General features: G+C 62.8%; 12 protein-coding genes. 4 read left to right on the forward strand and 8 right to left on the reverse strand.

Annotated features, from left to right (window positions below; translation table 11 throughout):
• The first annotated feature begins 58 nt into the window (after positions 1–58).
• From GT756_RS17750 to GT756_RS17760, 3 genes are read left to right on the forward strand one after another with little or no spacing between them, the layout of a single operon-like run.
• On the forward strand, positions 59–1,039 hold the full coding sequence (locus GT756_RS17750) for a tripartite tricarboxylate transporter substrate binding protein (protein ID WP_017899284.1): 981 nt from the start codon (positions 59–61) through the stop codon (positions 1,037–1,039).
• A 15-nt stretch (positions 1,040–1,054) separates the two neighbouring features.
• Positions 1,055–1,486 carry a tripartite tricarboxylate transporter TctB family protein gene (locus GT756_RS17755; RefSeq protein ID WP_004201725.1) on the forward strand — a complete coding sequence of 144 codons (432 nt, stop codon included), beginning with the start codon at positions 1,055–1,057 and terminating at the stop codon, positions 1,484–1,486.
• A gap of 11 nt (positions 1,487–1,497) precedes the next feature.
• Complete coding sequence (locus tag GT756_RS17760) at positions 1,498–3,015, forward strand: tripartite tricarboxylate transporter permease (protein WP_064178361.1); 1,518 nt, start codon at positions 1,498–1,500, stop codon at positions 3,013–3,015.
• Here the strand turns inward: GT756_RS17760 and menE are convergent.
• From menE to GT756_RS17795, 7 genes are all read right to left on the reverse strand, one after another.
• Positions 3,012–4,373, reverse strand: a complete 1,362-nt coding sequence (menE, locus tag GT756_RS17765; RefSeq protein WP_064178360.1) for an o-succinylbenzoate--CoA ligase — start codon at positions 4,371–4,373, stop codon at positions 3,012–3,014. The two genes, GT756_RS17760 and menE, sit on opposite strands and share 4 nt — an antisense overlap.
• Positions 4,370–5,335, reverse strand: coding sequence for an o-succinylbenzoate synthase (menC, locus tag GT756_RS17770; protein ID WP_064178359.1), 966 nt, complete (start codon positions 5,333–5,335; stop codon positions 4,370–4,372). Before menC ends, menE begins: the two co-directional genes overlap by 4 nt.
• Complete coding sequence (gene menB / locus GT756_RS17775; RefSeq protein ID WP_004201730.1) at positions 5,335–6,192, reverse strand: 1,4-dihydroxy-2-naphthoyl-CoA synthase; 858 nt, start codon at positions 6,190–6,192, stop codon at positions 5,335–5,337. Before menB ends, menC begins: the two co-directional genes overlap by 1 nt.
• 14 nt (positions 6,193–6,206) lie before the next feature.
• On the reverse strand, positions 6,207–6,965 hold the full coding sequence (gene menH, locus GT756_RS17780) for a 2-succinyl-6-hydroxy-2,4-cyclohexadiene-1-carboxylate synthase (RefSeq protein WP_160124973.1): 759 nt from the start codon (positions 6,963–6,965) through the stop codon (positions 6,207–6,209).
• A complete protein-coding gene (gene menD / locus GT756_RS17785; RefSeq protein ID WP_048295242.1) occupies positions 6,962–8,632 on the reverse strand; it encodes a 2-succinyl-5-enolpyruvyl-6-hydroxy-3-cyclohexene-1-carboxylic-acid synthase in 1,671 nt (556 codons plus the stop codon). Before menD ends, menH begins: the two co-directional genes overlap by 4 nt.
• A gap of 81 nt (positions 8,633–8,713) precedes the next feature.
• Complete coding sequence (menF, locus tag GT756_RS17790; RefSeq protein ID WP_049092498.1) at positions 8,714–10,003, reverse strand: isochorismate synthase MenF; 1,290 nt, start codon at positions 10,001–10,003, stop codon at positions 8,714–8,716.
• A gap of 135 nt (positions 10,004–10,138) precedes the next feature.
• Positions 10,139–10,600 (reverse strand): GNAT family N-acetyltransferase, encoded by a 462-nt coding sequence (locus GT756_RS17795; protein ID WP_064178358.1) that lies wholly within the window; start codon positions 10,598–10,600, stop codon positions 10,139–10,141.
• Between the two features lie 57 nt (positions 10,601–10,657).
• Here GT756_RS17795 and rnz point away from each other — a divergent pair, with 57 nt between their 5' ends.
• Positions 10,658–11,578 carry a ribonuclease Z gene (gene rnz / locus GT756_RS17800; protein WP_023318783.1) on the forward strand — a complete coding sequence of 307 codons (921 nt, stop codon included), beginning with the start codon at positions 10,658–10,660 and terminating at the stop codon, positions 11,576–11,578.
• Positions 11,579–11,634: 56 nt separating this feature from the next.
• Here the strand turns inward: rnz and nuoN are convergent, their stop codons facing one another.
• Complete coding sequence (nuoN, locus tag GT756_RS17805) at positions 11,635–13,092, reverse strand: NADH-quinone oxidoreductase subunit NuoN (RefSeq protein ID WP_004201737.1); 1,458 nt, start codon at positions 13,090–13,092, stop codon at positions 11,635–11,637.

The raw sequence follows: 13,092 nt of genomic DNA on the forward strand, positions 1-13,092 counted from the left end.
CGCTATATGTCGGTTCACATAATCAAAAAAACCTGCCCTGTACCTGCTGAGGAAGCCTATGAAAACGCCATTTCTCCGTCATCTGAGCGCCATCGCGCTGTGCCTCTGTACCACATCCGCCTTCGCCGCAGAGGCCCCGTCCCGCACCGAATGTATCGCGCCTGCTAAACCGGGCGGCGGCTTTGACCTGACCTGTAAGTTGATTCAGGTGAGCCTGATGGAAACCGGCGCCATCGAAAAACCGATGCGCGTCACCTATATGCCCGGCGGCGTGGGCGCGGTGGCCTACAACGCCATTGTCGCCCAGCGCCCGGCAGAGCCGGGGACCGTCGTCGCCTTCTCCGGCGGCTCGCTGCTAAACCTGTCGCAGGGTAAATTCGGCCGTTACAGCGTCGATGACGTGCGCTGGCTGGCGAGCGTCGGCACCGACTACGGCATGATCGCCGTGCGCGCCGATTCGCCATGGAAAGATCTGAAATCGTTTATGACCGCGATGGAGAAAAACCCCTCCAGTATCGTGATTGGCGCCGGGGCCTCTATCGGCAGTCAGGACTGGATGAAAGCGGCGCTGCTGGCGCAAAAAGCCAACGTCGACCCGCATAAAATGCGCTATGTCGCCTTTGAAGGCGGCGGCGAGCCGGTGACCGCGCTGCTCGGTAACCATGTGCAGGCAGTCTCCGGCGATCTCAGCGAGATGGTGCCCTATCTGCAGGGTAATAAAATCCGCGTGCTGGCGGTCTTCTCCAGTGAACGACTGCCGGGCGCGCTCGCCGATGTCCCCACTGCAAAAGAGCAGGGCTACGACCTGGTCTGGCCGATTATTCGCGGCTTCTTTATGGGCCCGAAAGTCAGCGACGCCGAGTACCAGTGGTGGGTCGATGAATTCACTAAACTGCAGCAAACCGAAGCGTTCAAAAAGCAACGTGAACTGCGCGGCCTGTTTGAATTCAATATGAACGGCAAGGCGCTCGATACCTACGTTAAGCAGCAGGTCAGCGACTACCGCGAACAGGCGAAAGCCTTTGGCCTGGCAAAATAAACCGCGGAGGCGCTCATGAGCGATCGTATTTTTGCCGGAGTATGGCTGTTGTTATGTACTGGCGGTCTGTTTATCGCCTGGCAGATCCATAGCGAATACTCCTATGAACCCGTCGGCCCGCGCCCCTTCCCGCTCGGGATCATCGGCCTGATGCTGCTGTGCTCGGCGTTAATGCTGCTGCGTCGCCCGGACGCCGTCGAGTGGCCGGGACGGCATGTGCTGCAGCGTCTGCTGACCATGGTCGTGGTGCTGGTGGTGTACGCCTGGGGGTTTGAATGGCTCGGTTTTCCGTTGGCCACCGCGCTGCTGACGGCGATCATTGGTCTGCTGTTCGGCGCGACGCTGCCGGCGGCGGGCATTGCCGGCGTCGCGATGGGCGTGTCGTTATGGTACGCCTTCGACACCCTGCTCGATGTCACCCTGCCCCTCGGCATCTGGTTTAATTAACGGAGGCGTTTATGGATACCTGGATCTATCTCTCGCAGGGCTTCGCCGTCGCCATGACGCCGGAGAACCTGTTGATCGCCCTGATCGGCTGCTTTGTCGGGACTATCGTCGGCCTGCTGCCGGGGCTGGGGCCTATCAACGGCGTGGCGATCCTGCTGCCGCTGGCTTTCGCCCTGCATTTACCCGCGGAGTCGGCGCTGATCCTGCTGGCGACGGTCTATATCGGTTGCGAATACGGCGGGCGTATTTCATCGATTCTGCTGAACGTGCCCGGCGATGCCGCCGCCATTATGACCGCCCTCGACGGCTATCCGATGGCCCAGCAGGGTCGCGGCGGCGTTGCGCTGTCGATTTCCGCCGTCAGTTCCTTCTTTGGCTCACTGATCGCCATCGGCGGCATTATTTTGTTCGCGCCGCTGCTCGCCCAGTGGTCGCTGGCGTTCGGTCCCGCGGAATACTTCGCGCTGATGGTCTTCGCCATCGCCTGTCTTGGCAGCATGATGGCGCAGAACCCGCTGAAGTCGTTCCTCGCGGCGTTAATCGGCCTGGGGCTGGCGACGGTGGGCGTAGACGCTAATACTGGGGTTTACCGCTTCACCTTCGACAGCGTCCATCTCTCCGACGGCGTACAGTTTATTGTGGTAGTGATCGGCCTGTTCTCGGTTTCGGAGATCCTGCTGATGCTGGAGAGCACCAGCGGCGGACAAACCCTGGTGCGGAAAACCGGACGGATGCTGTTTAACACCAAAGAGGCCGCACAGTGCGTCGGCGCGACGCTGCGCTCCTCGGTGGTGGGTTTCTTCGTCGGTATTCTGCCCGGCGCCGGGGCGACCATCGCCAGCGCCATTACCTACATGACGGAGAAAAAACTCAGCGGTAACAGCGATAACTTCGGCAAGGGAGATATTCGCGGCGTGGCGGCGCCGGAAGCGGCCAATAACGCCTCCGCCTGCGGTTCCTTTATTCCCATGCTGACGCTCGGCGTGCCAGGGTCCGGCACCACCGCGGTGATGATGGGCGCGCTGACGCTGTATAACATTACGCCCGGCCCAGCGATGTTCACCGAACAGCCGGATATCGTCTGGGGGCTGATTGCCGCCCTGCTGATCGCTAACGTGATGCTGCTTATCATGAACATTCCGCTGATCGGCCTGTTCACCCGTATGCTGACCATTCCGCTGTGGTTTCTGGTCCCGGCCATCGCCGCGGTCTCCGCCGTCGGCGTTTACGCGGTACACAGCACCACTTTTGACCTGCTGCTGATGGTGGGGCTTGGCGTGCTTGGCTACATTATGCGCAAAATGCACTTCCCGATGTCGCCGCTGATCCTTGGCTTCGTGCTGGGGGAGATGCTGGAGCAGAACCTGCGCCGCGCGCTGTCCATCAGCAACGGCAATCTGGCGATCCTGTGGCAAAGCGGGGTAACCAAAACGCTGCTGGTGCTGGCCATCGCCGTGCTGGTGGTGCCGCCGCTGCTGCGTCTGCGGCGTAAACAGCGCCAGCGTCGCGCCGAAGCCAATATCAGCTAAGCCGGCGAATTGACCCATTCGCGCAGCGCCCGGCGCGAGATCTTAATCCCACCGTTCTTTAACGTTTCCGGCAGCCGCAGCCAACGCACCGGCTGCTGGAAACGCGCCAGCCGCTCCGCGCTCCATGCCGCCAGCACGCTCATTTCGCAGCCATCATCGCATTCCACCACCGCGACCGGACGCTGGCCATATTCCGCATCGTCCAGCGGCACGACAAACGCCTGTTGTATCTGCGGATGCGCCACGATGATCCGTTCCACCTCCTCAGGCTGGATCCCTTCCCCACCGCTGAAAAAGAGATTATCCAGGCGCCCGAGGAGAGTGAGCCGTCCATTGATGATCTCGCCGCGATCGCGGCTGGCAAACCACCCTTCGTCGTTGGTCAATGGCAACAATTGACCGTCGCGCCAGTAGCCCGCGGCCATACTCGCCGCTCGCAGCCAGACCTCGCCGGCAACGATTTTCATCTCCCGCCCCGGCAACGGCGCGCCTACATCCGCCGCGCCGTCGGCCTCTTTGGCGCAGACGGTGGAAGCGAACTCGGTCAGGCCATAGCCGCAGTAGGTGCGTACCCCCTGCCCCCGCGCCCGCTCGGTCAACTCGACCGGGATCGCCGCGCCGCCAAGCAGCACCGCCTTGAGGGAGAGCGCAGCACCGTCATTCAGCAGGCGCCACAGCTGAGTCGGCACCAGCGAAGCGTGGGTGCAGCCCTGCAGCATCTGCGCCAGCGGCTGTTTATCGCGCACCGTCAGCCGCGCGCCGGCCAGCAGCCAGCGCCACATAATCCCCTGTCCGGAGACATGAAACAGCGGCAGCGACAGCAGCCAGTCATCTTCTGCGGCAAACGGCATCAGCGCCAGCACGCCGGCGGCGCTGGCCAGATGGGCGCTGGCATCATGCACTGCCGCCTTCGGCAGACCGGTCGACCCCGAAGTCAGCGTCATTGAAGCGAAACGATCCCCGCGCCACGGCACAGCATGGGTTCCCGCTGCCGCCTGCAGGGTTAACGCCGGTAAATCCCCCGGCAGCGCATCGCCGTTAAGCACCAGCTGATGCTGGACGGTCAACGCTGGCAGCAGTTCCTGCAGCAACGCTGCGGGCAGCTGCGGATTCAGCGGCAGCACCCGCGCGCCGCACTGCAGCAGCGCCAGCCAGGCCAGCAGCGTCGAGGGCTGGTTAAAAGCCTGCAGCGCCACCCCGTGACCTGCCGTTACGCCCTGCGCGGCAAAGCCGGCCGCCAGCGCGTCAACGTGGTCGCACAGGTCGCGCCAGGTCAGCGGCTGGTCATTCAGGCGCAGCGCCTGCGCCTCTCCGCGCCGCTGGCGCCAGTGGCGCCAGGGCCAGTCGCAAAAGGTCACAACAGCGCCTCCAGCGTATCCATGTTGATCATCGGCAGGGTGCTTTCCGGCCACGGCCGTACCAGTTGGGCGCTCATCAGCGACAGGGTGTCCAGTCCGGGGATGGTCTGCGGCGTCAGCCAGGCGGCAACCCGCGCCAGCTGAGTTAACCCGAGGCTGGACTCGATCGACGAACTGATCACCGCGCTCAGCCCCAGCGCATGGGCCGCGGCGACCTGCTGCTGAACCTGGTGTAAACTGCCGGTTAGCGTCGGCTTGATCACCACCGCGCGCACGCCCGGCTCGGCGACGAAGCGAAAATCCGCCTCGCGCAGGCTTTCATCCCAGGCGATAGCGATCCCGGTTTCGCGGCTAAAGGCTCGTGAGTCCTCCGGCGTTTTACAAGGCTCCTCAATAAAGGCAATGCGCTGGCGATACGCCGGATTGACGTATTTCGCAAACTGCTGCGCTTTCAGCGGCGTCCAGGCCCGGTTGGCATCCAGACGCAGCTGCAGGTCGGGGATGGCTTCCAGCAGCAGATTAACCACCATGCCGTCGCGGACCGCCTCCCAGAGACCCACTTTCACCTTAGCGACTTTCTCGCCGGGCATCGCCGCCAGTCTGGCGAACAGCTCATCCGGATCGCCGGAGCAGAGCGGCGCTGCGCGATAATCCGCGGCCAGCGGCAGCTCGCCGCTGAGCTCCGCCTGCGCGCAGCTGATGCCAAACGCGACAGAGGGCAGCGCAGGAAGCGCCGGCTCCGCGCCGTCGCGCCAGGCCTGCGCCCAGAGCAATAGCGCCGCCTGCGCCTCCTCCAGGGTCTCTGCGCTGAATCCCGGCAGGGGAGATATTTCCCCCCAGCCTTCGCGTTCACCCTCCCGCAGGTGGATGAACAGCCCATCGCGGGTTTTTAACCGCCGTTCGCGCAGCACCACGCCCGCGTCCATCGGTATCTGCCAGCGGTAAACCTGCGAAATGCGCATTAGGGATTCCGTTTAAATTTGCTGAAGTCCGGCTGACGTTTCTGGTTGAAGGCATTGCGGCCTTCCTGCCCCTCTTCCGTCATGTAGAACAGCATAGTGGCGTTGCCCGCCAGCTCCTGCAGACCGGCCTGGCCGTCGCAGTCGGCGTTCAGCGCCGCTTTCAGGCAGCGCAGCGCCATTGGACTGTTCTGCAGCATTTCCCGACACCAACGCACCGTCTCTTTTTCCAGATCCGCCAGCGGCACCACGGTGTTCACCAGCCCCATATCCAGCGCCTGCTGCGCGTCATACTGACGGCAGAGGAACCAGATTTCCCGCGCTTTTTTCTGCCCGACGATGCGCGCCATATAGGAGGCGCCCCAGCCGCCGTCGAAGGAGCCGACCTTCGGCCCGGTCTGACCGAAGATGGCGTTTTCCGCCGCGATGGTCAGATCGCACATCATGTGCAACACGTGGCCGCCGCCGATAGAGTAGCCGGCCACCATCGCCACCACCGGTTTCGGGCAGGTGCGGATCTGGCGCTGAAAATCGAGTACGTTGAGATGATGTACGCCGGAGTCATCCTGATAGCCGCCGTAATCACCGCGAACTTTCTGATCGCCGCCGGCGCAAAAGGCTTTCTCACCTTCGCCGGTCAGGACAATCACCCCGATATTGTCGTCATAACGGGCATCCGCCAGCGCCTGGATCATTTCTTTGACGGTCAGCGGGCGGAAGGCGTTGCGCACCTGCGGGCGGTTGATAGTGATTTTGGCAATGCCGTCGGCCGATTTGTGGTAGCGAATATCGGTATAGCCTTCGGAACAATCGTGCCATTCAACAGGGGCATAGAGCATTGCTTCATCAAGAGAGATCATAGAATGTCCTTCAGTTAACTTGCCAAAATCTGCGCCAGACAGGCAATCACCGCCGCCGGGTTGTCCCGGTGCGCGTTGTGTCCGGCATGGTGAATAAGATGGAGATCCGCCGCGAGCGCCTGGGCGATGGCGTGAAACTTCGCGTCGCGCTCGCCGCACAGGTAATGAAAGGGGAAATCGCGCGCCTGCAGGGGTGCGCGCAGATCGGCCTGCCCGGCAAGGGAGGTCGCCTGCAGCATCGCCGCCAGCGTCGCACCGTTGTTCCGGCTGCGTAAGGCGACCAGCGCCGCGCGCTGCCCGGCGTTCAGTGAAGCGAAGACCGGCTGCTGATACCAGTCGGCAAAGACCTGCGCCAACGGCTCATGGCGAAAACGGTCCGCCCAGGCGCTGTCGTTGCTGCGCCGCGCCCGCCGCGCTTCGGCATCCTGCAGGCCAGGATGGCCGCCTTCGACGATCAGGCCGCGCAGACCCGCGCGCGGCTGGCAGGCGAAGTTCATCGCCACCCGGCCCCCCAGCGAGTAGCCGATCAGCCAGTAGTTAAGTATGTTGTAACTATTAAGCGTAGCCTGCAGCAGAATATTGACCCCGGCAAAGTCCTGCACTGCGATATTCGCGGAGCCGCCGTGGCCCGGCAGATCGAGATACAGCCGCGGCCAGGTGCGAAACGCGTCGCCCACTTCCCGCCACTCGTTGCGGTCGCCGGAAAAACCGTGCAGAAAGACCAGCCAGGGATAACCCGGCTGGCCATGTTCGACAGCCGCGCTGAGGGTCACAGGCGGCTTACCTGCGCCAGCAGCTGCTGGAGGGTCTGTGTGCCGTCGGTCTCATTGACCGCCAGCTCAATCACCGTCGCCCCTGCCCTGCGCCAGGCGCCGGCCAGCGCCTCATCCAGCGCCTGCCAGTCAGCCGGGCGATGATAGGCCAGACCGAACATCGCCGCCGCGTGGCTGAAATCAACATCCTGCGGCATTAAGTAGAACTGGCGCCGCTCGTCCTGCGGCGTCGGCAGCATGGAGAAAATCTGCCCGCCGTTGTTGTTCACCACGATCAGCACCAGCGGCGCCGACGCCTGGCGCAGTAGAGCCAGCGAGTTGAGATCGTACAGCGCCGAAAGATCGCCGACGATGGCCAGGGTTGGCCTGGCGCTGGCGCGCTGCACGCCGGCGGCGGTGGCGATCAAGCCATCAATGCCGCTGGCGCCGCGGTTGCTGTAAACCGGGTAGCCGGCCGGCAGCTGCGCCAGGGCGTCGATCAGGCGCACCACCAGGCTGTTGCCGACAAACAGTTGCCCCTGTTCCGGCAGATAGCGGCGAATTCGCTGCGCCAGCTGCGCTTCGCCAAAGGGTTCGTTGCTGGCGACCGCCGCCTCCCACGCCTGACGGGCCAGTTCAGGAATGGCCGTCGCCCACGGCTGGCGTTTCTCCGCCGGGTGCAGCTCAAGCCAGCGGTCAACGCTGGCGAGCAGACGGCGGCCGCGGTGCTGTGCCGGATCGAGACGACCGGCCAGATTATCCACCAGCCAGTATTCATCAGGCTCGCAGGTGGCCTGCCACTGCAGAACCCGCTTGCCGGTCAGGCTGCTGCCGAGCTGAACCACGATCTGCGCCTGCGCCAGCTCGCTCACCGCTTTGCCATTACCCAGCCACAGGTCAGCGCACGGCAGCGGCTGCCCGGTCTGCGACAGGACATCGCCGATCAGCGGCCAGCCGAGGGTTTGGGCCCACTCGGCCACTTTTTTCCCTTCGGCAGCGCTCATTCTGCCCGCCACGACCACGCCGCGCTTTTGCCGCCAGAAGAACCAGTCGCGCTGTTTCTCACTTTCCCTCTGCAGCGCCTGACGTAACCAGGGCTTATCGCTCTGCCACCAGCTGCCGAGCTGCTGCTGCCACTCCACGCCGGTATCATCCATATCGCCATACAACGGTTCGGCGAACGGGCAGTTGATATGCACCCCGCCGGCGTGCAGCTCGCCCAGCGCCTGGTCGATGGTCGAGACCAGCCAGCGGGCGGAAATATCCTGCGAGGGACGCGGCAGAGAAATCGTCTGCGACGGATGGGAGGCGAACATCCCCGGCTGACGAATCGCCTGATTGGCGCCGCAGTCGATCAGCTCCGGCGGACGGTCGGCGGTCAGGAGAATCAGCTTTTCCCCGGTGAGACCCGCCTCAATCAGCGCCGGATAGAGATTCGCGGTGGCGGTCCCGGAGGTCACAATGACCGCCACCGGCTGACGACTGGCTTTCGCCAGACCGAGCGCCAGGTGGCCGAGGCCGCGTTCGTCAAAATGGGTATGATGGATAAAGGCGCGGTTTTCCGCCGCCGCCAGGGTTAAGGGTGTCGAGCGCGAGCCCGGCGCGATGCAGATATGCTGCACGCCGTGGCGCGTTAAAGCTTCCAGGATCACTGCCGCCCAGCGTCGGTTAAATGCGCTTACTGACATGAAATTGTCCGGTATCAAATATTGATGCTAAGTATAGATAAGCCAAAGTGACGGCGTTTTGATATGCATCGTCATTCCCGCTTATGGACAGAGTAGCGAGCGCAGCCCGGCCGCTTTGTTGTCAATCTCCTGCCACTCCTGCAGCGCATCGGAGCCGCTGACGATCCCCGCCCCGGCATACAGTCGCAGGGTGTCGTTGTCCACTTTCGCCGAACGCAGCGCCACGCAAAACTCGCTTTGCGCCAGCGACAGATACCCGGCGGAACCGGCGTACCATTCACGGGAAAAAGGTTCATGGCGCTGAATGAATGCCAGCGCCGCCCGCCGCGGCAGGCCGGCCACCGCGGCGGTAGGCTGCAGCTGCAGCAGACAGCGGCTGTCGTCAGGCTCCGCCAGCTCGGTCCAGATGCAGCGTCGAAGATGCTGTACCTTGCGCAACCTCACCACCTGCGGCGGCAGAACGTCCAGCGTCGAGGCCTCACTCTGCAGGCGCTGGCAGATATCCTCCACCACCAGCATGTTTTCCCGCTGATTTTTGTCGTCTTTCATCAACCAGTCGGCCAGCTGCTGCGCCTTCGCGTCATCCTGATGATTAGCGACGGTGCCCGCCAGCGCTTCGGTGCGCAGCAGCGCGCCGCGCCGGCGCCACAGCCGCTCCGGCGTGGAGCCGAAAAACGCCTGACGGGCATTGAACGCCATCAGGAAATGAAAACAGTTAAGATTGCGGCTGCGGCTGGCGGCCATGATGCTCACGGCATCCAGCGGGGCGGCAAACTGCAGGTCGGTTGCCCGCGCCAGCACCACTTTATCCATGTCGCCGGCGGCGATGGCCTGCGTCGCCAGGTCTATCATTGCCTGCCACAGGGGATAATCGGAGGAGTGGCGCTCGCACAACAGCGGCGGTACGCCGCCAGGGGTCGCCTGGGCGGTGGTCAGGCTGGCGAGAAAATCACGCGCCGTCATGGCATCGTCGCGCAGGGAGAGGTCGCTGTGCAGCACCAGCCGCATCACGGCCCTGCCGCCGCACCGACGCCATTCCAGACGCGGCAGCACCAGCCGGCCTTGCTGCGGGGCAAACGCATTCAGGCCGCAGATGCGCAGATCCTGCCGTCCGGCCTGGTGTAAAAAGCGGTTCGCCGCGTCGAGCGAGGGAAAGCTTTTTACCGCCCCCAGCGCCGCCATCTCCTCGTCGCCATTGCGCTGCTGCCAGTAGAACTGCGGCCACTGCGGCTGCTGGCCGCACCATAGCAGCGGATCGAAGGCATCATTCAGCGGAAAGGCAATATCGATAATTCGCGTGCCGGGTGAGTCAGGAAAGGGCTCACTCAGGCCGTCACGTAAACGGGCCAGCGCAGTGGAAACAGACAGCACGCAAACCTCCACGGTAGTAAAACCCCACATTATAAGGGGTTCGACGGCGGAATAGCAGTACCCATGACGAGGGAGCGGGTTTTATCTCACCTGCTCGCCGGCCCGGAACAGGGTTGGAATGTGAGTGTTGAGGGGTCAAACAGCGCGGCTTTCCCGCGCCATGCCGATGTGCGGAATGCCATCCTCATCATAGACCTCAGTCACCGGCGTAAAACCGAAGTGGGCGTAAAAAGTTTGCAGGTGCGCCTGCGCCCCAAGGTAAATCGACTTTTGCGGCCAGTGCCGCTGACAGCTGGCCAGCGCCTGCGCCATCAGCTGCTGGCCAAGCTTTTCGCCGCGCGCGGCGGGGCTGACGATAACCCGGCCAATCACCACCGGATCGTACATCTCTTCGCTTTTAAGGATCCGCGCATAAGCCACCAGTTCGCCATCGCGCCAGCCGAGAAGATGGCGATTTTCCCCAACCAAATCATCGCCGTCGACATCCTGATAAGCGCACTGCTGCTCCACGACAAAGACTTCGCTGCGCAGCTTCAGCAGCGCATACAGCTGGGGAACGGTGAGTTCACTATGATGGAGGTCCTGCCAGGTCATCATCTGCTGCTCCTTATTGATATACTGATGTTTTGCGACTCGCCCTGAGGACACTGGACGATGGAATTAACTTTTTTGGGGACATCCGCCGGGGTGCCGACCCGCACGCGTAATATGACGTCGATAATACTCAATTTGCAACAGCCAACCCGCGCCGAAATGTGGTTGTTTGACTGCGGCGAAGGGACCCAGCATCAGTTTCTGCATACGCCCCATCATCCTGGCAAACTGAATAAGATCTTTATTACCCATTTGCACGGCGACCATCTGTTCGGCCTGCCCGGACTGCTGTGCAGCCGCTCGATGCAGGGGAATTCGCTGCCGCTGACGGTCTACGGACCAACAGGAATAAAAGAATTCATTGACACCGCGCTGCGCCTCAGCGGCTCGTGGACCGACTATCCTCTGACCATCATCGAAGTCGGCCCCGGTCTGGTGTTCGACGAAGAGGGCTATCGGGTCACCGCGTTCCCGCTTAGCCATCCGGTGGAGTGCTACGGGTATCGCATTGAGCAACACGACAAGCCCGGCGCCCTCGACGCCGCCCGGCTGATTGCCGACGGCGTGCCTCCCGGGCCGCTGTTTCACCGCCTTAAGCGCGGTGAACAGGTGACGCTGGCGGATGGCCGGGTGATCGACGGCAGCCGCTACCTGGGGCCCGCCACGCCGGGTAAAACGCTGGCCATCTTTGGCGATACCGCCCCCTGCCCGCAGGCGCTGGAGATGGCGCGCGGGGCGGATGTGATGGTCCACGAGACCACCCTGGAGCAGGCGATGGCGGAGAAAGCCAATAGTCGCGGCCACTCCTCCAGTCAGCAGACCGCGACGCTGGCTAAAGAGGCAGGCGTCGGCACGCTTATCGCCACCCACTTTAGCTCACGCTACGATGCCGAGGGCTGCCTGCGGATGCTGGCGGAATGCCGGGAGATTTTCCCGGACACCCTGCTGGCGGAAGACTTTATGGTTTACACGGTGGCGTAACATTCCGGGCATAAAAAAACCGCCATTCCGGCGGTTTTTTTATTGAGTCAATCCACTTACATCAGCGGCGTCGCCAGCTGCACGATGCTAATCAGCGGCTGCGGCCAGATACCGAGCACCAGCACCAGCAGGGCAGAGATCAGCACCACGATACCGCCAGCGCTGTACTGCCAGTTCGACGGCGCATCACGGTTCAGCTGCTCCGGCGCGCTCAGGTACAGGCTCACCGCCACGCGCAGGTAGTAGTAGAGACCGATCGCCGAGCCGACAACCACCGCGGCAACCAGCCACCACAGATGGGCGTGAACACCGACGGCCAGCACGTAGAACTTACCGATAAAGCCGAGAGTCATTGGGATACCGGCCAGGGAGAGCATCATCACCGTCATCACCGCCGACAGGATCGGACGGTGCCAGAACAGACCGCGGTAGGAGAACAGCGAGTCCGCGTCCGGGCCACGGTATGGGCTGGACATCAGGCTGACCACGCCGAACGCGCCGAGGCTGCTGAACAGGTAGCCGGCCAGGTAGACGCCAACGGCTTCCATCGACATTTCGCCGCTTTGCAGGGCGATCAGCGCCACCAGCAGATAGCCGAGGTGGGAGATAGAAGAATAACCGAGCAGACGTTTGATATTGGTCTGGCTCAGCGCCATCAGGTTACCGAAGATGATAGAGGCGAAGGCGATCAGCCCCAGCACCACGCGCACCGCTTCGCTGTTGCCCACCGGCATGTACAGGAACAGACGCATCACCACGCCGAAGATGGCGATCTTGCTGGCGGTCGCCAGGAAGGTGGAGACCGGCGCAGGCGCCCCCTGGTAAACGTCCGGCGTCCACAGGTGGAACGGCACCAGCGACAGCTTAAAGCCAAGACCGACGATCATCAGGCCGAGACCCGCCAGCAGCAGCGGCTCGTGCAGCGTGTTGTCCGCCAGGCTCTTGCCCAGCGCAAGGAAGGACAGGTTGCCGGAGTTCGCATACACCAGCGCCATACCGAACAGCAGGAAAGAGGAGGCTGCCGCGGAGAGGATGGTGTATTTGATGCTCGCTTCCAGCGAACGCTTCTGGCGGAAGGCGTAGCCGACCAGGCCGAACAGCGGCAGCGAGATTAACTCAATGCCGAGGAACAGCGCCGCCAGATGATTCGCACCGGCCAGCAGAATGCCGCCCAGGGCGGCGATCAGCACCAGCAGGTAGAACTCTTCTTTGTTGTCCTTGTAACCCTCAAGCCACGGATAGGCGAAAGTACAGGTGGCGAGACTCGCCAGCAGCACCAGCCCAGTGTAGAGCATCGCGTAGCCGTCAACGCGGATCAGCGGCGTGACGTCCATTGCCCCATTCTGGCCGACGAACCAGAGCGAGACCAGCGCGGCGTTAAGCCCGAGAACCGACAGCGTGGCATTGAGAAAATGATTGCGTCGCCACGCAATGGAGAGCATCACAACCACCACCGTCAAGCCGACGATCAGCAGCGGTAGCAGTGCGATCAGTTGTTGTGGAGTTATTGTCAT

This window comes from Klebsiella sp. Q2, assembly GCF_009900705.1.
Lineage (GTDB): Bacteria > Pseudomonadota > Gammaproteobacteria > Enterobacterales > Enterobacteriaceae > Klebsiella > Klebsiella quasipneumoniae.